The organism is Nocardia vinacea NBRC 16497 (genome assembly GCF_000308835.1).
Lineage (GTDB): Bacteria > Actinomycetota > Actinomycetes > Mycobacteriales > Mycobacteriaceae > Nocardia > Nocardia vinacea.
In genome coordinates this window covers 24,874-42,777 of the sequence record NZ_BAGN01000026.1, presented here as the reverse complement: position 1 = coordinate 42,777, position 17,904 = coordinate 24,874, and the positions used below count along the sequence as shown (strand labels likewise).

15 protein-coding genes are annotated in these 17,904 nt (G+C 66.1%); 4 read left to right on the top strand and 11 right to left on the bottom strand.

The window, feature by feature from the left end:
- Positions 1 to 26: 26 nt before the first annotated feature.
- The 7 genes from ON44_RS03780 to ON44_RS03750 form a co-directional block, all read right to left on the bottom strand.
- Entirely contained in the window at positions 27 to 368 is a 342-nt protein-coding gene (locus ON44_RS03780) for a Uma2 family endonuclease (RefSeq protein ID WP_218007516.1), read from the bottom strand.
- A gap of 180 nt (positions 369 to 548) precedes the next feature.
- The gene (locus ON44_RS03775) at positions 549 to 986 is read right to left on the bottom strand and encodes a hypothetical protein (protein ID WP_040686377.1); all 438 of its coding nucleotides are present in this window, start codon (positions 984 to 986) and stop codon (positions 549 to 551) included.
- Between the two features lie 291 nt (positions 987 to 1,277).
- A complete protein-coding gene (locus tag ON44_RS52295) occupies positions 1,278 to 3,284 on the bottom strand; it encodes an ATP-binding cassette domain-containing protein (protein WP_040686376.1) in 2,007 nt (668 codons plus the stop codon).
- Between the two features lie 74 nt (positions 3,285 to 3,358).
- On the bottom strand, positions 3,359 to 5,320 hold the full coding sequence (locus ON44_RS03765; RefSeq protein WP_040686375.1) for an ABC transporter ATP-binding protein/permease: 1,962 nt from the start codon (positions 5,318 to 5,320) through the stop codon (positions 3,359 to 3,361).
- A gap of 2 nt (positions 5,321 to 5,322) precedes the next feature.
- Positions 5,323 to 6,354: a cytochrome d ubiquinol oxidase subunit II gene (cydB, locus tag ON44_RS03760; RefSeq protein WP_040686374.1), complete on the bottom strand. Its 1,032-nt coding sequence runs from the start codon at positions 6,352 to 6,354 to the stop codon at positions 5,323 to 5,325.
- Between the two features lie 9 nt (positions 6,355 to 6,363).
- On the bottom strand, positions 6,364 to 7,848 hold the full coding sequence (locus ON44_RS03755; protein ID WP_040686373.1) for a cytochrome ubiquinol oxidase subunit I: 1,485 nt from the start codon (positions 7,846 to 7,848) through the stop codon (positions 6,364 to 6,366).
- 175 nt (positions 7,849 to 8,023) lie between these two features.
- On the bottom strand, positions 8,024 to 8,941 hold the full coding sequence (locus ON44_RS03750) for an aminodeoxychorismate lyase (RefSeq protein WP_040686372.1): 918 nt from the start codon (positions 8,939 to 8,941) through the stop codon (positions 8,024 to 8,026).
- Positions 8,942 to 9,251: 310 nt separating this feature from the next.
- Here ON44_RS03750 and ygfZ point away from each other — a divergent pair, with 310 nt between their 5' ends.
- The 4 genes from ygfZ (at position 9,252) to ON44_RS03730 (ending at position 12,475) form a co-directional block, all read left to right on the top strand.
- On the top strand, positions 9,252 to 10,367 hold the full coding sequence (ygfZ, locus tag ON44_RS03745) for a CAF17-like 4Fe-4S cluster assembly/insertion protein YgfZ (protein WP_040686388.1): 1,116 nt from the start codon (positions 9,252 to 9,254) through the stop codon (positions 10,365 to 10,367).
- The gene (locus ON44_RS03740; protein WP_083897636.1) at positions 10,367 to 11,146 is read left to right on the top strand and encodes an MOSC domain-containing protein; all 780 of its coding nucleotides are present in this window, start codon (positions 10,367 to 10,369) and stop codon (positions 11,144 to 11,146) included. Before ygfZ ends, ON44_RS03740 begins: the two co-directional genes overlap by 1 nt.
- The gene (locus tag ON44_RS03735) at positions 11,143 to 12,087 is read left to right on the top strand and encodes an asparaginase (protein ID WP_040686371.1); all 945 of its coding nucleotides are present in this window, start codon (positions 11,143 to 11,145) and stop codon (positions 12,085 to 12,087) included. Before ON44_RS03740 ends, ON44_RS03735 begins: the two co-directional genes overlap by 4 nt.
- Positions 12,088 to 12,262: 175 nt before the next feature.
- Positions 12,263 to 12,475, top strand: a complete 213-nt coding sequence (locus tag ON44_RS03730) for a DUF3073 domain-containing protein (RefSeq protein WP_040686370.1) — start codon at positions 12,263 to 12,265, stop codon at positions 12,473 to 12,475.
- 336 nt (positions 12,476 to 12,811) lie between these two features.
- Here the strand turns inward: ON44_RS03730 and purM are convergent, their stop codons facing one another.
- The 4 genes from purM to ON44_RS03710 all read right to left on the bottom strand — a co-directional run bounded on the left by purM (position 12,812) and on the right by ON44_RS03710 (position 17,840).
- A complete protein-coding gene (gene purM / locus ON44_RS03725; protein WP_040686369.1) occupies positions 12,812 to 13,891 on the bottom strand; it encodes a phosphoribosylformylglycinamidine cyclo-ligase in 1,080 nt (359 codons plus the stop codon).
- Between the two features lie 132 nt (positions 13,892 to 14,023).
- Positions 14,024 to 15,709: an ABC transporter ATP-binding protein gene (locus ON44_RS03720; RefSeq protein WP_085998473.1), complete on the bottom strand. Its 1,686-nt coding sequence runs from the start codon at positions 15,707 to 15,709 to the stop codon at positions 14,024 to 14,026.
- Positions 15,706 to 16,794, bottom strand: coding sequence for an ABC transporter permease (locus tag ON44_RS03715; RefSeq protein ID WP_085998476.1), 1,089 nt, complete (start codon positions 16,792 to 16,794; stop codon positions 15,706 to 15,708). The genes ON44_RS03720 and ON44_RS03715 overlap by 4 nt, the downstream gene beginning before the upstream one ends.
- A gap of 35 nt (positions 16,795 to 16,829) precedes the next feature.
- The gene (locus ON44_RS03710; RefSeq protein ID WP_245566998.1) at positions 16,830 to 17,840 is read right to left on the bottom strand and encodes an ABC transporter permease; all 1,011 of its coding nucleotides are present in this window, start codon (positions 17,838 to 17,840) and stop codon (positions 16,830 to 16,832) included.
- Positions 17,841 to 17,904 lie beyond the last annotated feature (64 nt).

Sequence of the window (17,904 nt, the reverse complement as noted above, 5' to 3'; positions counted from 1 at the left end):
CGGTTAGCCGCGCTGCCCGATCGATGTCAGGTCGATGTCGATCGGAAGGGGACGCTGATCTTCAGGCGGTCATGGAAGATACCGACCAAGCCGTAAGTTCTTGTGGCGGGGTCGAGTTCGTAGGCGTAAACGACGGCATCCGCATCCCGTCGCTCGATTCGCCAGTAATGCGGAATGCCGGCCTTGGCGTATTTGCCTGGCTTGGTCTCGCGGTCGCGCTCCTCGGAGTCCGGGGACACGGCCTCCACAGCGAGGACGAGGTCCTTGGCGAAGTAATACCTCGACGGGTCCTCGCTGACGAATGCCTCTGCGGTAACGACAAGAACGTCCGGCTCCGGCATCTGACGCTTGCCGAGCTGCACCGCCATCCTCAGATCGGCCCGCAAGTGCGGCGGAGCCTGTAGATCCAAGTCCCGCCAGAAAAGTCCGACGACCGGTCATTGCCCCAGCGTAGCGCCAGTCATAACCGGTACACGTATGCACCAACGGTGTGGGCTGTACACCCGCTGCACTGGGCGTGCGGCTAGGACTTTGGGTGCGCGGGCGAATCAGGTTGGGTGCCAGGTGACGAGGAGTTCGTCAGCGAGGGTCTCGACGGCGAGTTTCGAGCCGTTGACCTCGAGGACGGCGGCGCGGAGGCGGTCGTCGTGCAGGCGGGATTCGGAGACTGCGGCGATGTGGGAGCCGATCAGGTCTGAGTAGGGGGGTTCGGAGCCGACGTCGAAGGCGGTGTATTTGCCGGATTCGGCGACGTAGTCGATGTATTCGGGTTCGGTGAGACCGGCGAACGGGTCGCGCCACGGTTTCGATGCGACGAGGAGTTCCTCGCCGTCGGTTCCGGCGTCCAGCAGCAGCACCGAACCGTCGTCGAAGGTCAATTCGATGGGGCCCTCGGTGCGGTCGACATCACTGCCCTGTACGTAGAACATGCGGCGAACCGCCCTGATGCGGCGCCCAACCACTGCCGCGAGACCCTCCGATGGCATCGGCTACCCCTCGTGTCGAACCCGGTCGCCGGACTCTACCGTCCGAGAGAACTGTGCCGAAAAAGGAACGGCCCCCGAGCCATACCCCGCAGGCGGTGAAACCTGCGTGGGTCCCGGTCGGACTAGACCGGTAGCTCGGGGGCCGGGTGGCTGCCTGGAATTCGCTCAGCGTTCGCGCGAACGGAAATCCGTTGCAGCGGTGGCGCTAGCGGACAGCCACCTCACGAGTCCTATGAACATACATTCTTCGAACCACCTCCTTCCTTGTGTACAAACGAATCTAGTCAGCGGTCAGTGAGTCGGCAACGGAATTTCGCTGGGCGCTGAACCGGTGCGCTCCTCGACTCCTCCAGTGGTCGTGACCTGGCCTGATGCATCGATTTGCAGCACAACTTCGGCGCGGTGATCGGATGGCAGCTGATGTGTGACGACGACCACAATTCGGTCCGGTTCAACCAGGCCGCTGTCGATATCGAGTAACTCACGCAGCAGCCGCGCGCCCGCCTCGGCCTCGACATGTTCGGTCGGCTCATCGAGGAGCAGCACCCGCGCGGGCGAAATGAGCGCCCGCGCGAGCAGAATCCGCCGCCGCTGCCCGCCCGAAACCGCAGCCGCACCTGCGACCAGATCCGTGTGCACACCATCCGGCAGCGATTCCAGCCAATCCCCGAGGCCGACCGCGCACAAGGCCTTCTCGGCCTCCTCGGCATCGAGATCCCCCCGCGCGACACGCAGGTTCTCGAGCACGGAGGTACCGAAGATGTGCGCATCCTCGGCAAAGAACGTCACGCCGGGCACGGGCGTACCGAACAGCCCCGCCCACGCCATGAGCAGTGTTGTCTTTCCCGCACCGCTCGGCCCGATGATGGCAATCCGCTTTCCCGCGGGACGCTCGAGGAGGCCGCCGGGCAACAGGTCTCCAGCGATGCCACACCCATTGTCCGCGAGACCGGTCGCGCTGTCCGACAATAGATCTCGCGCGCCACGGATGCCTGCGTCGGCACCTGAACGATCGGATGCCCGCAGGTCGCCGGTCGGTGCCGAGTCAGCGACACGCGGCCGACTGTGCTCGGCCCGGCCGGTCGCGTTGCCCGGCAGATGATCTTCCACCGAACTGGTGCGGTGGTGCGTAGTGGAACCAGCGAACTGGTGGTCGGATCGCTGCGCCATGGGGTTTCGGGTGGTGGTTTCGAGCACAGGCAGGCGGTGTAGGGCGGCGCGGGCGGTGGTGAGTGCCTGGGCGGCAGCGGGGAGTGGGGCGAGGGCTTCGAAGGCTGAAAGAGGGAGCAGGACAAGGATGGTGAGAGCCATGGGAGTCATTGCGGGCGGATCGACGCTGTAGCTGGTGATGCCGATCAGGAGGGCACCGAAGACGCTGGCGCCGATCGAGAGGGGCGTTGCCGCGGCGGCCCAGGCGCTGCGTGCGGCCGCGGAATCCTCGGCGGCGACCGCACGTTGTCCGGCGCGGTCGGCGGCCGCCAGCGCGGCATCCAGCTTGCCCGCGACGCGGAGTTCGGCCGCGTGGTCGAGAACCGTGAGCGCCTGGGCGGTGAATTCGGCCCGGTCGGCGCGCACCGCACGCTCGGCCTCGCGGGCGGCCCACCCCGAGAGCCACGGTGCGACGATTCCGGCAATGCCGAGCGATACGGCCAGAATGGCCGCGGCCCCAACCGAAATGGTGGCCATGAGTCCGATCGCGGCCAGCGACAGCACAATCGCGACCGCGATCGGCACGAACACACGGACGACGACGGCACCGAGATCGTCGATATCGCTGCCGATTCGAACCAGCAGGTCCCCGCGCCGCAACGCCGCGGCGCCATCCGCGCTCGTCGATTCCGTCGTAGCGATCGGCCGATCCACGCCGCGGGCCGAGCCAGCCGCACCGTCTCGGCCGAGCCGACGAACCGACCCGTCGACCTCTTCGGCACGTAAGCCGCCAGAACCGTCACCGCCGTTGGCTACTCCGTCCGAAGTGCCACCTCGCATATCCCGCCGCATCCAGGCATCGGATTGGGCGAGGGTCCGGTAAACGGTTGTCCGAGCGGTCGTCATCGCACGCAGCGCAACATCATGGGTAGCAAGGCGTTCCAGGTATCGGCACAGCCCACGGGAGATACCCAACGCACGTACCGCGACAACAGCAACGCTCAGATCGAGCACCGGCGGCATCTCCCAGGCCCGTGCGATCAGCCATGCCGCCAGGGCCGCCAGCCCGAGCCCGCTGCCCAGCGCCGACACACCCCAACCGATCGCCACCGCAACTCGCCACGGCGACAACTCGAGCAGGCCCCACATGCGCCGCAGATCCGCTACTACTCCGCGGCCGCGACGAGCCGTTGTCCTTGGCACCGCAGTGTCTCCCGCGCGGTTCATGAGACGACTGCCTTGGGTGCGGTGGAGTGGATGGGGATTATGTGGTCGGCAGCGTCGAGGACTGTTGGGCGGTGAGCTATGACGATTACGGTTGCGCCGGTGCGAGCTCGCTGCTGTAGGGCGGTGAGGACGGTGGCTTCGGCGGCGGGGTCCAGGTGGGCGGTTGGTTCGTCGAGCAGGAGGATGGGGCGGTCGGCGGCGAGCACTCTGGTGAGGGCCAGGCGTTGGCGCTGGCCGAGGGAGAGTCCGATGCCGCCTGTGCCGACGATCGTGTTCCAGCCGTCGGGGAGTTCGTCGAGTACTGCGTCGAATCCGGTTGCGATGCAGGCGGCTTCGAGTTCGTCGAGCACGCGTGCCGCGCCCTTCACGGTGGTGTCGGGTGTGCGCGCGCCGAGCAGTTCGAGATTCTCGCGCAGTGTTCCCGGGACCAGGACCGGACGTTGCGGCAGCCAGGCGACGCGGGACCACCAGGCGTCCAGATCCAGCGCACGTACGTCGGTGCCGTCGATCTGCACCGAGCCACACTCCGGTGTGATCAAACCCAGGATCGCTTGCAGCGCAGTCGATTTTCCGCTCCCGTTGGGCCCGGTCAGTACGGTCATCACCCCTGGCCGGAACACCGCCGTCAGCCCAGCGGGCGCAAACCCGTCCCGGGCGCGTACCGAGAGATCACATATCTCGATGAGGCCCCGGCCATCTCTACCGACTTCGGGCCTCACCTCGGCGGGATTGCCACTCGATGCCACTGAACCGAGTTCGCTGATATCCCAACCGTCGTCCCCGCCCAGCGCAGCACCCTCGCCGCCGATATCCCCATGTTGGGAGCCGACGCCGGCCACGGCATCAACGCCATTCGTACTCGAAGTCGGTCTCACGGCACCTGCCCCACCAGTGCCGGCGACCGACCGGTCAGCACCCGCGTCCCCGCCGACCGCCCGACAATCGGCACCTGATTCGGCCTGCCCCTGCGTAACCGCAGCAGGCTCCAGAACAGCAAAGGCCTTGTCCGCAGCCGCCATTCCATCCTGTGCCGCATGGAACCGCTCCCCCACCATCCGCAGCGGCAGATACACCTCAGGCGCGAGAATCAACGCCACCAGCCCGGCATAGAGACTCATCTCCCCGTATACGAGCCGCAGACCGATGGACACCGCGATCAACGCGACGCTCAGCGTGGCGAGCATCTCGAGCACCATCGACGACAGGAACGCGATCCGCAGCGCACGCATAGTGCGCTGCCGCAACGCATCCCCGAGCTCACGCACACGGTGTTCCATCGAACCCGTACCCCCCGCGCTCCCCTCCCGCCCCAACGCCCGCAACGTCGGCATTCCGGCAAAGAGATCGAGCAGTTGATCCGACAGCCGCGTGGTCGCGACGAGCGTGGCCTCCGCCCGGCCCTGCGTGAGCAGACCGATGAGCACCATGAACACCGGAATCAACGGCAGCGTGACCACAGCGATGAGACCGGATACCGGATCATGAAACCCGATGACCACCAAGACAATCGGCGGCACCAGGCAAGCAAGGAGCAGCGCGGGCAGATACCCGGTGAGATATGCCCGCAGCCCGGTCAGCCCGGTACTCACGACAACCGCCAATTCGGTTCGCCGAGTTTCGAGTTCGCGCGGTGGCAGCTGAGCCCCGGCGGCAAGCACCGCGGTTTCCAGTTCCGCAACCACCGCGGCCCCCGCCCGATGCGCGATCCGCGACTGCACCCAGGTGGCCAGCACCCGACAGCCGATGGCGACCACGAGCACCACCAACTCGAATGTCCACGCCCCGAAGCTGCGCCGACCGGGATCGGTGACGACCCCGGCCAGCACCTTCGCCAGTGCGACGGCCGTGACCACGATCGAACCCGTGATCACCACGGACAGCGCCACACTCAGCACCAGATAGCGGCGGGCCGAGCGCGCGTACTTCCACAATCGGGGGTCGACGGGCGGGCGAGCCATGATCAGTCCTTGACGGCTTCCAACGGCAGGCCGATCGGCGCCGGAATCTGCTCGACCGTAATCCGCTTGCGGAACACCCAGTACGTCCAACCCTGATAACCCAGCACCACGGGCGTGACGACCACTGCCGCCCAGCTCATCACCTTCAGCGTGTACGGCGTCGAGGAGGCATTGTCGATGGTCAGGTTGAACATGTCGCTGATGGTGGACGGCAGCACATTCGGATACAGCGATCCGAACAGCAGCACCGTCGCCGCCGCGGTGGTGACCGCCGTGCCGACGAACGCCCAGCCGTCGCGGTCGGCGAAGCTCGCCGCGCCCGCGAGCAGCAGCCCGATTACAGCCAGCGCCAACGGGATCCAGGTCCATCCGGTTCCGTAGGCCAACTGCGTCCACACCCCGAACACACCGACCACGACCGCGGTCGGCGCCAGCAACAATCGCACCGTCTTCGCCGCATCGTCGCGCACCTCGCCGCCGGTCTTCAGCACCAGGAAGACCGCACCGTGCAGCGCGAACAGCAATCCGGTCGCGAGCCCGCCGAGCAATGCGTACGGCCCCAGCAGATCCCACACCGAGCCGGCGATGTGCTTCTTCTCGTTCAGCGGCACCCCGCGCACCACATTGGCGAATATCCAGCCCCACGCCAATGCCGGTACCCAGGAACCGATTCCGATCGCGGCATCACACCAGGCCCGCCACCGCGCATCGTCGATTTTGCTGCGATATTCGATGGCGCAGACCCGCACGATCAGCGCGACCAGCACCAGCAGCAGCGCGATGTAGAACCCGGAGAACAGGCTCGCGTACCACTCCGGAAAGGCCGCGAACATCGCACCGCCCGCGGTCAGCAACCAGACCTCGTTGCCGTCCCACACCGGCCCGATCGTATTGAGCACCACCCGCCTTCGGGTATCGCTGCCCTTGCCGAGGATCGGCATCAGCATGCCGACCCCGAAGTCGAAGCCCTCCAGCACGAAATAGCCGGTGAACAAGACGCCGATCAGCAGAAACCAGAACTGTTGCAGATTCATCGTCGGCTCCTAATAGGCGAACGAAAGCTGTTCGACGGCAGGTTCTCCGGCCTGATGACTACCGCCCGTATCGTCTGGTCCGCCGGTCGGAATCTTCGCGGGCTCTGGTCCGGCGACCGTGTAGCGCCGCATGAGGTAGAACCACACCACCGCGAGCGCGCCGTACAGCAGGGTGAACACCACGAGCGAGGTGATCACCGTGCCCGCGACGTGGTCGGAGACGCCCTGCTGCACCATCAGCCGCAGGCTCTGGTCACCGGTCGGATTCGGCGCGACAACCCATGGCTGCCTACCCATTTCGGTGAAGACCCAGCCCGCGCTATTGGCCAGGAACGGGGTCGGGATGGCGATCAGGCACAGCCACGAGTACCAGCGCTTATCGGTGATCCGGCCACCGCGGGTCAGCCAGAGGCCGACCAACCAGAGCAGGATCGCACCGGCCGAAAGGCCGATCATGGCGCGGAAGGACCAGTAGGTGACGAACAGATTGGGCCGGTAGTCGCCAGGGCCGAACTTCGCGTTGTACGCGTGCTGCAGATCGGTGACACCGTCCAGGGTGACATCGCTGAACTTGCCCTTGGCCAAGTACGGCAGCACATAGGGCACTTCGAGCACGTGCGTCACGCTGTCGCAGTTGTTGTGCGTGCCGATGGTCAGCACGGAGAAGTCCGGATCGGTTGCGGTATTGCACAGCGATTCCGCCGAAGCCATTTTCATCGGCTGCTGTTCGAACATCAGCTTGCCCTGCACGTCACCGGTGAAGAACAGCGCGACGCCGGCAATGACGATCACCCAAAGGCCGCCGCGTCCGCCGGAGCGCCACATCGTTTGCGCCTCAGCGACTTTGGTCGCGTCACTGCTGCGCGCATTGCGCACCATCCACCAGCCGCAGATGCCGACCACAAAAGTTCCCGAGGTCAGGAATGCTCCGGCCACCACGTGCGGAAAGGCCGCCAGCGTCGTGTTATTGGTGAGTACCGTCCAGATGCTGGTGAGTTCGGCGCGCCCGCGCTCCGGGTTGTATTTGGCGCCGACCGGATGCTGCATGAACGAATTGGCCGCGACGATGAAGTACGCGGAGGCATTCACCCCGATCGCGACGAACCAAATCGTCGCCAGGTGCACCATTTTCGGCAGCCGGGTCCAACCGAAGATCCACAGACCGAGGAAGGTCGATTCCAGGAAGAATGCGACGAGCGCCTCCAGCGCGAGCGGTGCGCCGAAGACGTCACCGACGAAGCGGGAGTATTCGCTCCAGTTCATGCCGAACTGGAATTCCTGCACGATGCCGGTCGCGACACCGAGTGCGAAATTGATCAGGAACAGCTTCCCGAAGAATTTGGTCAGCCGGTACCAGTGCTCTTTGCCGGTAATCACCCAAGCGGTCTGCATACCCGCCACCAGCGGTGCCAGACCGATCGTCAACGGCACGAAGATGAAGTGATAGACGGTCGTGATGCCGAACTGCCAACGCGATAAGTCCAGGACGCTCAAAACCGACCTCCCGCCGATCTACGACATTACGTAGTAAGAGTACGCCCGGGAAAGGAACCATCAAGGAGTCCTACGCCACGACACACCGGCGCAACCCACCCTCAACGACCCATTTTCCGAGCTCGCCGAGTACTCCTACACGTTGTCGTAGGACGAAGATCACGGCCCGGCGACCTCACCAATCGCCGATGGCCCCGGCCCGCTCCACTCCTCGGTCCACCAATTCGATGATTTCGCCCGCATTGTCCGGCGCCATCATGCGCAATCCGTCCAGTGAATTCACCCGCGCGGCGAGCGTGATGCTCGACACCAGCCAAATGCTGTCGCAGGTCAACAGGTCGGCGGTGAACAACGAGTCATAGCTGCACTTCCACCCCGCCTTCTCGGCCTCGGCGAACAGCGCGCGCTGGGTAACCCCCGGCAGGACGCCGTTCTTCGCGGGCGGGGTGATCAACTGCTTATCGCGCACGATCACCACCGAGGAGCGCGGCCCCTCCAGCACCCGGTTCTCGGTACTGGTGAAGATCACGTCATCGGCGCCCATCCGCTGCGCGAACCGCAGCGCCGCCATATTGGTGGCATAGGAGAGCGTCTTCGCACCCAGCAGCTGCCACGGCGCGGCCTGCGCCAGATCGACCGAGATCCCGCGCGATAGCGACATCACCGCGACGCCGTCGGTGCGCGCCTTCTGCACCCGTTCCGGCACCGGCAGCACCAGCACATAGGAGGTCGGCACCGGCACCGCGGCCGCGAGGTCACCCGAGGTGACACTGGACGGAGCCGACAGCTCGGTATCGCGCCCACGGGTGAGGACCAGCCGCATCAGGCCTTCCCGGTCGGTCCCCCATTCCTTCGTCGCCGTCTCGACCGCGTCTCGCCATTTACCCAACTCGGGCTCGGGTAGATCGAGCGCCTGCGCCGAACGACGCAGTCGGCCTAGATGAAATTCGATCGCGCACGCGTCACCGGCACGAACCAAAACCGACTCGAAGACACCGTCACCGCGCAGTACGCCGATGTCGTCGGCAAACAACAACGGCGCGTCCGGATCCTGGACGGCGCCGTCGAGTGTTACAAGAACTCGATCCACCATGGGTCGAGCGTAGGCGCTGTTCGTTGACCGCGCCTAGGACTGTGCTGGATTGGCAGCGCCTGCGGCGCTGCGTGTTCGCGGCCCCCTTCTGTCTCGCGGCTGACCCTTTCGAGCGACCTGCAAGCAGTCGCTAGCGGCGCGGCCGAGACTCGCGACTTCGTCGCATGCGCTTCGGCCACTCGGAAGCGAGACGGGCCGCGAACATCGCTCGTAAGACTCGCTCCGTCGTGGTCGCTGAGCAACGCACGTCCCGCACTACTCGATAGGCCGCTGAAAGCGAGCAATCGGGTTCGCGCTTAGAGTGGTTTATGTGTCCGTGGTCGTAGCACCCAGTCCTATCCTCGCTGTCCCGGGCGCCGTCGCGGGAGCGGCCGGTTCACCGGATGCCGCCGTCGCCTGGCATTACGGGGATCCCTTCCGAGAACAGCGCGCCGCCGCGGAGCGAGTGGCGATCGTCGACCGATCGCATCGCTTCGTCCTGAAAATCACCGGGGCCGAGCGGCTGACCTGGTTGCACACCATCAGCAGCCAGCACATCGCGAGCCTCGGTGACGGTCGGTCCGCCGAGAACTTGGACCTCGATCTCAACGGCCGGGTGCTGCACCATTTCGTGCTCACCGAGCTGGACGCCACGGTGTGGATCGACACCGAAGGCGAGCACGGACCGGCGCTGCTGGAGTTCCTGGCGAAGATGGTCTTCTGGGCTGATGCCAAACCGGTCGAGGCCGCCGATCATGCGGTGCTGAGCCTGCTCGGTCCACGCATTACCGAAATGACCGAAGCGCTCGGCATTTCCACCCTCCCGGAGACCTACGACGCGGTGCCACTGCCGGACGGCGGGTTCCTGCGCCGCATGCCGTGGCCGACCGCGGACTCCTTCGACCTGGTCATCCCACGCGACCAGCTCGCCGACCGCTGGGCTCGCCTCACCGCCGCCGGCGCCGAACCGGCGGGCATGTGGGCCTTCGAGGCGCTGCGCGTCGCGGCACTGCGCCCCCGGATCGGACTCGACACCGACGAACGGACCATCCCGCACGAGGCCCACTGGATCGGCGGCATCGCCGAACACGGTGCGGTGCACCTGGACAAGGGCTGCTATCGCGGCCAGGAAACGGTGGCCCGGGTACACAACCTCGGCAAGCCGCCGCGCCACCTGTTGCTGCTGCATCTCGACGGCTCGGCCGACGAACGCCCGACAACCGGCGAGGACGTCACTGCGGGCGGTCGTACTGTCGGCCGACTCGGCACCGTCATCGACCACTACGAATTCGGTCCCATCGCACTGGCTTTGATCAAACGCACCATCCCGGCCGATACCGAACTGGTCGCGGGCCCGACCGCCGCCGCCATCGATCCGGATTCGGTCCCCTCCGACGACGCACCCCAGGCGGGTCGGATCGCCGTCGACCGGTTGCGTGGCCGTTGATGCAGCCCGATAGCGCTCGGGTGCTTGCCGTGTGCGTCGTCCATGCCGAACTGGAGGTGCCGACCCGCGTAGGCCGGACAGCCATCGACAAGCGACCTGTTCCCCATCGCGTCGCCGCGCGTGCCCACGGTCTCGACGGCGATTATGTGTGCGACACCAAGCATCACGGCGGCGTGCATCAGGCCGTCTACGCCTATGCCGAGGAGGACGCGCGGCGCTGGGGCGAGGAACTCGGCCGCGAACTGCCCGCGGGTTGGTTCGGCGAGAATCTGCGCATCGCCGGACTCCCGGTCAGCGATGCGGTGATCGGTGCGCGCTGGACCATCGGGGACACCCTGCTCGAGGTGAGTGCGCCCCGCGTGCCGTGCTCGACCTTCCAGCACTGGTCCGGCGAGTCCCACTGGGTCAAACGGTTCACGTTGCAGAGCGATACCGGCGCCTACCTGCGCGTACTCACCGAGGGCACGATCGGTGCGGGCGACGAGGTCCGCATCGTGCACACACCCGACCACGGCATCACCGTCCGCGACCTGTTCACCGGCCACGATCCGGACCTTCTCGCGATTCTGCTGGCGACCGAACCGACCATCTCCGATGATGTGCGGATGCAGATCGAGCGCCACGGCCGCCGCCACACCAATGCCGGCCGTGCCCGCGAGCGGCGGGTCGATGCGGCAAGCACCCGCCGACACCGGGCCGATCCGGCAAGCACCAACCAGCAGCAGGTCGATGCGGCAAGCGCCCACCAGCAGGGCGAGCCGACAGGAGCCGAGCTATGACCGTCGAGCTGGTCGAGGTCGTCCGCTCCGGCTTCCGCGAATGCGTGCACAGCGGTTCGGTGGTGATCCTCGGCGCCGACGGCGAACCGACCCTCGCCCTCGGCGAGGTGCACGTCCCGATCTTCCCGCGTTCCACCAACAAGCCCATGCAGGCGATCACCTTGCTGCGCAACGGCTTCGAACCGCTCGACGATGCCGAGCTGGCCATCGCGACCGCATCGCACTACGGCGAACCGGATCACGTCGCCCTGGTCGAGCGCCTGCTCGATCGTTTCGGCTTCGACGAGAAGTCCCTCGAATGCCCGCCCGACCTGCCGCAGGAGGAGCGTGCACGGGCCGAGGCGTTACCCGAACCCCGTCGGGTGTACATGAACTGCTCCGGTAAGCACGCGGCCATGCTCGCCACCTGCGCCGTCAACGGCTGGCCCACCGAGGGCTATCTGGACCAGGCGCATCCGCTGCAACAAGCGGTGATCGCCACCATCACCGACCTCACCGGCGAACCCGAAACCGACCTCGGCATCGATGGCTGCGGACTACCGATCATTCCGGTCTCACTGGTGAATCTGGCCCGTGCGTTCGCGGCCATGGCTACCGCCGCGCCCGGTTCGCCGGAGCGGCGCGTCGCCGATGCGATTCGCGCCAATCCGCGAGTGATTTCCGGCACGAACGCACCCGATTTACTGACCATGCAGGCCACTCCCGGCCTGGTCTGCAAGATCGGCGCGGACGGTGTGCACGCCGGGGCGCTACCGGACGGAACGGCCTTCGCATACAAGATCGCCGATGGTCACGACCGTGCGCGAATCCCCCTGACGCTGGCCATTCTGCATCGCATGGGCGTCGAATGGACCGCCGCGCATGCCGAACTCGCGGCGCCGCCGGTGCTCGGCGGCGGTGCCAGGGTGGGGGTCATCCGAGCGATTCCCGGGGTCGTCTGAGGGGGCGGCCCGACGGCGACAACCGGGCAAACGGCGCCACTTCCGGAGTTCTTCCGCCACTCCTGGAAGCGCGACCGCCTGACACACGCTAAAGTGTCTGTCAGGAAGAGTATTAATTCGAACGGGGCCGCCAACAAACCCCAGGCCGCCCCGCAGTGACGCGAGGGGGTCAGCCATGGGCCGTGGCCGGGCTAAGGCAAAGCAGACCAAAGTCGCACGCGAGCTGAAGTACAGCTCCGCGCCGACTGACTTCGCGAGCCTTCAGCGCGAGCTTTCGGGTAGCCCCACCTCCCAGCGGAGTGGTGGTGTGCTGTCCGATGAGCACGACGCGGACGAATCCTCATCCCGCTGGGACGAGGACGACGACTACAAAGACTGGCGCCGCTGACTCGGTAGACGACGAAGGGGGAGGCCGACGGGCCTCCCCCTTCACCCGTTGACGCCGCGTGACCGGACTAACCATTCGAGGCTTGCACAACAACAGCGTCCCGCATCCGACGATGCGGGACGCTGTTGTGAATTTCCATGCGCGACAAACGGAACCACTACGCGCGAGTCTTACGAGCGCCGTTCGCGGCCCGTCTCGCGTCCGCGCCGAAGGCGCGGCCATCGAACACAGCCGAGTCGTCGAAGCGCATGCGACGAAGTCGCGAGTCTCGACGGCTCGGACGCGAGACACCCGGGGGCCGCGAACACGCAGCGCCGAAGGCACTGCGAATTAGACTCAGAAGCGCGGGTGCTCGCCGACCAGTACGGCGCGGACCGCGTCGGCGTCCTTGGCCTTCTTGACGGTGCCGAGGGTCCAGCAGGCGATGTGCCGTGCCGTCAGCACGGCCAGGGCCCGGTCGACGTCCTCGGGCGCCACCACGGCAACCATGCCGACGCCCATATTGAAGGTCTTCTCCATCTCGACCCGGTCGACCCGGCCGCGCTGCGCGATCATCTTGAATACCGGCGCCGGATTCCAGGTGCCGCGATCCAGTTCGGCGACCATGCCCGCGGGAATCACGCGACCCAGATTCGCGGCCAAGCCACCCCCGGTGACGTGTGCGAAGGTACGCACATCGGTTTCGGCGATCAGCGCGAGGCAGTCCTTGGCGTAGATGACCGTCGGCTCGAGCAGCTCCTCACCGAGAGTGCGGCCGAACTCCTCGACATGGCCGGTCAGCGACATCCGGTCGATATCGAGCAGCACCTTGCGCGCCAGGCTGTAGCCGTTGGAGTGCAGACCCGAGGAGCCCATGGCGATCACCACATCGCCGGGGCGCACCCGGTCCGGACCGAGCACCGAATCGGCCTCGACCACGCCGACACCGGTCGCGGACAGGTCGTAGTCGTCGGGATCCATCAGGCCGGGATGTTCGGCGGTCTCGCCGCCGAGCAGTGCGCAGCCCGCACGCACGCAGCCCTCCGCGATGCCGGAGACCAGTTCGGCCACCTTCTCCGGGACGACCTTGCCGATGGCGATGTAGTCCTGCAGGAACAGCGGCTCGGCGCCGCAGACCACCAGATCGTCCACGACCATGGCGACCAGGTCGAGGCCGACCGTGTCGTGCTTGTCCATCGCCTGGGCGACCGCGATCTTGGTGCCGACCCCGTCGGTGGAGGCCGCGAGCAACGGCTCGCGGTAGCCACCCTTCAGTGCGAACAGCCCGGCGAATCCGCCGAGCCCACCCTGCACCTCGGGTCGGCTGGCCTTCTTCGCCAATGGCCCGAACAACTCGACTGCGCGGTCACCTGCCTCGATATCCACGCCGGCTGCGGCGTACGAGGCACTGGCACCACTGGGGGTCTGCTCAGTCATTTTCGGGGAGAGCTCCAAACCGAATCGGCGGATAGATGCCAGCTCACGCTACCGGAACCGGATAACAAGCTTGCAGCGGACATCGTGCTGGATGGCCACGACCAGGACAAACGCGACGGCTCCCCCGTGCATTCAGTCGCCCTGCTCGGTGGCGAACAATGCGGCCGTCTCAGCGCGACGCCGCCTTTGCTCCACCGGATCGGGCACCGGCACCGCGGCGACCAGTCGCCGGGTGTACTCCTGCTCCGGACGACGCAGAATGCGATCACGATCACCCTGCTCGACCACCGCGCCGTTGCGCAGTACCACGATCCGATCGGCCAGCTGGTCGACGACTGCCAGATCGTGGCTGATGAACAGGCAGGCCCAGCCGCATTCCTGCTGCAGCTGCCCGAACAGCTCCAGCACCGCCGCCTGCACCGAGACGTCCAGCGCACTGGTCGGCTCGTCGGCCACCAGCAGGTCCGGATCGAGGACCAGCGCCCTGGCCAGGCTGGCGCGCTGGCGTTGGCCGCCGGACAATTCGTGCGGATAGCGGCGTTCGGTGCCCGCGGGCAGCTGCACGTCATCGAGTAGCTTGCGGACTCGCGCCCGGATCTCCGCCGAACTGCCCGCCTTGTGCACGATCAGCGGCTCCGCCACGCAGTCGCCGACCGTGAGCCGGGGATTCAGCGAGCTGGCCGGATCCTGGAAGACGAATCCGAAGCGGCGGCGAATAGGCCGCAGCTGCCGCTGCGACAGCTCCGCGATGTTCTGTCCGCGTACCTTCACGACCCCGGAGGTCGGGCGTTGCAAGGCCGCGACGCAGCGGCCGATGGTCGACTTCCCGGAACCGGATTCGCCGACCAGGCCGAGGGTTTCACCCGGCCGAATCGACAGACTCACGTTGTCCACGGCACGGAACGGCGGTCTGCCGAACGGTCCGGGAAACTGCACCACCAGATCGGTCACCTCGAGCACCGGCTCGCCGGCGGCGACCTCCTCGACCGCACCGTGCTCCAACTGCTCGGTACCCAAATGCGGTACGGCCGCGAGGAGTTTGCGGGTGTACTCCTGCTTGGGTGCCGCGAACAGCTCGTCCACCGGCGCCTGCTCGACCACCTTGCCGTCGCGCATGACCACCACCCGGTCGGCGATATCGGCGACCACGCCCATATTGTGCGTGATCAGCACGATGGCGCTGCCGATGCGATCGCGCAGATCGCGCAACAGTTCCAGGATTTCGGCCTGCACGGTGACATCGAGTGCGGTGGTCGGTTCGTCGGCGATGATCACCTTCGGCTCGCAGGAAATCGCGATCGCGATCATCACGCGCTGCTTCTGACCACCGGAGAGCTGATGCGGGTAGTAGTCCACCCGATGCTCCGGATCGGGCAGGCCGACCATGCGCAGCAGTTCGATCGCCCTGGCCTTGGCGGCCTTGCGGCTCATATCACTGTGCGCCCGCAGTGCTTCGGCGATCTGATAGCCCACTGTGAACAGCGGATCGAGTGCGCGACCCGGTTCCTGGAAGATCATCGAAATCGCGCCGCCACGCAGCGCGGTGAGCTGCCGCTCGCTCATCGAGGTGACCTTGTCCGCGCCGAGGGTGACCAGGCCCTCGACCCGCGCGGTATTCGGCAGCAGTCCGATCGCGGTGCGCGAGCTCACCGATTTGCCCGAGCCGGATTCCCCGACGATGGCCAGTACCTCGCCGGGGAACACCTCGTAGGAGACATTGCTGACCGCGTATACGGGACCGGCGTCGGTGGCGAATGTGACCGATAGTGAGTCGATGGACAGCGCCGGACGCTTGGTCTCGGCTACCGCTTCCGTCATTGCGATGCTCCTTCCCCGGTCGAGCCGTCTTTATCTGTGGCACTGTCCTTTTCGACCAGATCCAGTTCGGCGGCGGTGAGTTCGGATGCGGGAACGTCCTTTTCGAGGACGGTGACCGAACCGCTCGCGCCGAGGCTGTCGGTGGCGACCGTCGCCGGAGCGAGGGCCCGGCGGGTGCGCAGCAAAGGATTGAGGACCTCGTTGAGGCTCTCACCGACCAGGGTCAAGCCCAGTACGACCAGCACGATGGCCGTACCGGGAAAGATGCCCGTCCACCAAATGCCATTGGACACATCGGAAAGCGCTTTATTGAGGTCGTAACCCCATTCGGCGGCCTGGGTCGGTTCGATACCGAAACCGAGGAAGCCGAGCGCGGCCAGCGTCAGGATGGCATCGCCCGCGTTGAGGGTGACGATCACCGGCAGCGACTGGGTGACGTTGGCGAGGATGTGCCGGAACATGATTCGAGTGGTGGACGCACCGGTGACCCTGGCCGCGTCCACATACGGTTCGTTCTTCACCGCGACGGTCGCATTGCGAACCACCCGAAAGTATTGCGGCACATAGATCGCCGTGATCGCGACGGCGGCCGACAGCACGCCGCCGAAACTGCTCGACTGCCCACCCGCGACCACGATGGACACGACGATCGCGAGCAGCAGGGTCGGGAACGCGTAGATGGCGTCCATGAACAGTACGAGTACCCGGTCGAGGGCACGTCCGATGTACCCGGACACCAATCCCAGCGGTACTCCGATGACCAGCGACATCACCAGCGAGATCGCGATCACGAATAGCGCGGTACGGGCGCCGAAGATCACCCGGGACAGCACATCCTCGCTGCGCACCGAGGTGCCGAACCAATGCTGCCCCGACGGCGGTTGCTGTGCGACGAAAGCGACACCGTCCGAAGAGTTCTGGGCGAGCCCATACGGTGCGATCAGCGGCGCGAAGATCGCCACGAATACGAATACCGCGACGAGGCCGAGTCCGACGATCAGCGTCACCCGCTGCAATCCGGCGGTCATCGTGAACAGCCGCAATCCGGGGATCCGCCTGCGCCTCGTCGGCGGCACCGGCGGCATCACCAGTGGCTCGTTCGCCAATTCCGGAGCGGTCATCAGAACCTCACTCTCGGGTCGATCAGCGCGACGATGACATCCACCAGGAAGCTGATGACCGCGACGGCCAGCGCCAGGAACGCGACAATGCCCTGCACCGCGATGAAATCGCGCTGATGCAGGTATTCCGCGAGCTGATAACCCAGCCCCTTCCATTCGAAGGTGGTCTCGGTGAGCACCGCACCGCCGAGCAGCGTCGCGATATACATGCCCATCACCGTGATGATCGGAATCATCGCGTTGCGCACGGCATGTCGCCCCGTCACCACCCGCGCCGAAAGTCCGCGGGCCCGTGCGGCGTCCACGAATTCGCTGTGCAGCGTCTGGATCAGATTGACGCGCACCAGGCGCAGGAAGATCCCCGCCGTCAACAGACCGAGTGCGACCGCGGGCAATATCGCATGCTTCAGCACATCGATCAGATAGCTGTTGTCCCCGTAGAGGATCGCGTCGACCACCATGATGTTGGTCTTCGGCGAAACATGCTGCAGTTGCAGCTCGACGGGAGTGCTCGCCCGGCCGGCGACCGGCAGCCACTCCAGCTTCACCGCGAAGATCAGCTTCAGCAGCAGACCGACGAAGAACACCGGCGCCGCGTAGGCCAGGATGGCGAATAACCGCAGCCCGGCGTCGGCGGTCGAATCACGGTGTGTCGCAGCGTATCTGCCGAGCGGCACACCGACCGCGAAGGCGACGAGCAGCGCCCAGAACACCAGTTCCAGGGTGGCCGCGCCGTAGGTTGTCACCACCTCGCTGATCTGCCGATTATCCTGGGAGTGACCGAAATCCCCGTGCATCAGCCCGGAGATGTACTCCCAATACTGGGTCAGGATCGGCCGGTTCAAACCGGCGGCCTCCTTGCGCACTTCGATCTGTTCCTGGGTCATCCGTCCGCCCATCGCGGCGCTGATCGGATCGCCGATCACCCGCATCAGGAAGAACACGACGGTGACCAGGATCCACGCCGTCGGCAGGATCAAGAACAGCCGAATCACCAAGTACCGCAACAACGCCAGCTGCCGGGAATCCCCACTCGACTTCCCGACCCATGGCAGCCCGAAGCGCCGGGCCCGA

Coding starts and splice junctions, on each gene's coding strand:
- cydB (WP_040686374.1), bottom strand. CDS start 6,354: ATGAATCTGCAACAGTTCTGGTTTCTGCTGATCGGCGTCTTGTTCACC.
- ON44_RS03765 (WP_040686375.1), bottom strand. CDS start 5,320: ATGGCTCGCCCGCCCGTCGACCCCCGATTGTGGAAGTACGCGCGCTCG.
- ON44_RS03775 (WP_040686377.1), bottom strand. CDS start 986: ATGCCATCGGAGGGTCTCGCGGCAGTGGTTGGGCGCCGCATCAGGGCG.
- purM (WP_040686369.1), bottom strand. CDS start 13,891: ATGACTGAGCAGACCCCCAGTGGTGCCAGTGCCTCGTACGCCGCAGCC.
- ON44_RS03780 (WP_218007516.1), bottom strand. CDS start 368: ATGGCGGTGCAGCTCGGCAAGCGTCAGATGCCGGAGCCGGACGTTCTT.
- ON44_RS52295 (WP_040686376.1), bottom strand. CDS start 3,284: ATGTGGGGCCTGCTCGAGTTGTCGCCGTGGCGAGTTGCGGTGGCGATC.
- ON44_RS03715 (WP_085998476.1), bottom strand. CDS start 16,794: ATGCCGCCGGTGCCGCCGACGAGGCGCAGGCGGATCCCCGGATTGCGG.
- ON44_RS03735 (WP_040686371.1), top strand. CDS start 11,143: ATGACCGTCGAGCTGGTCGAGGTCGTCCGCTCCGGCTTCCGCGAATGC.
- ON44_RS03750 (WP_040686372.1), bottom strand. CDS start 8,941: ATGGTGGATCGAGTTCTTGTAACACTCGACGGCGCCGTCCAGGATCCG.
- ON44_RS03740 (WP_083897636.1), top strand. CDS start 10,367: ATGCAGCCCGATAGCGCTCGGGTGCTTGCCGTGTGCGTCGTCCATGCC.
- ON44_RS03720 (WP_085998473.1), bottom strand. CDS start 15,709: ATGACGGAAGCGGTAGCCGAGACCAAGCGTCCGGCGCTGTCCATCGAC.
- ON44_RS03730 (WP_040686370.1), top strand. CDS start 12,263: ATGGGCCGTGGCCGGGCTAAGGCAAAGCAGACCAAAGTCGCACGCGAG.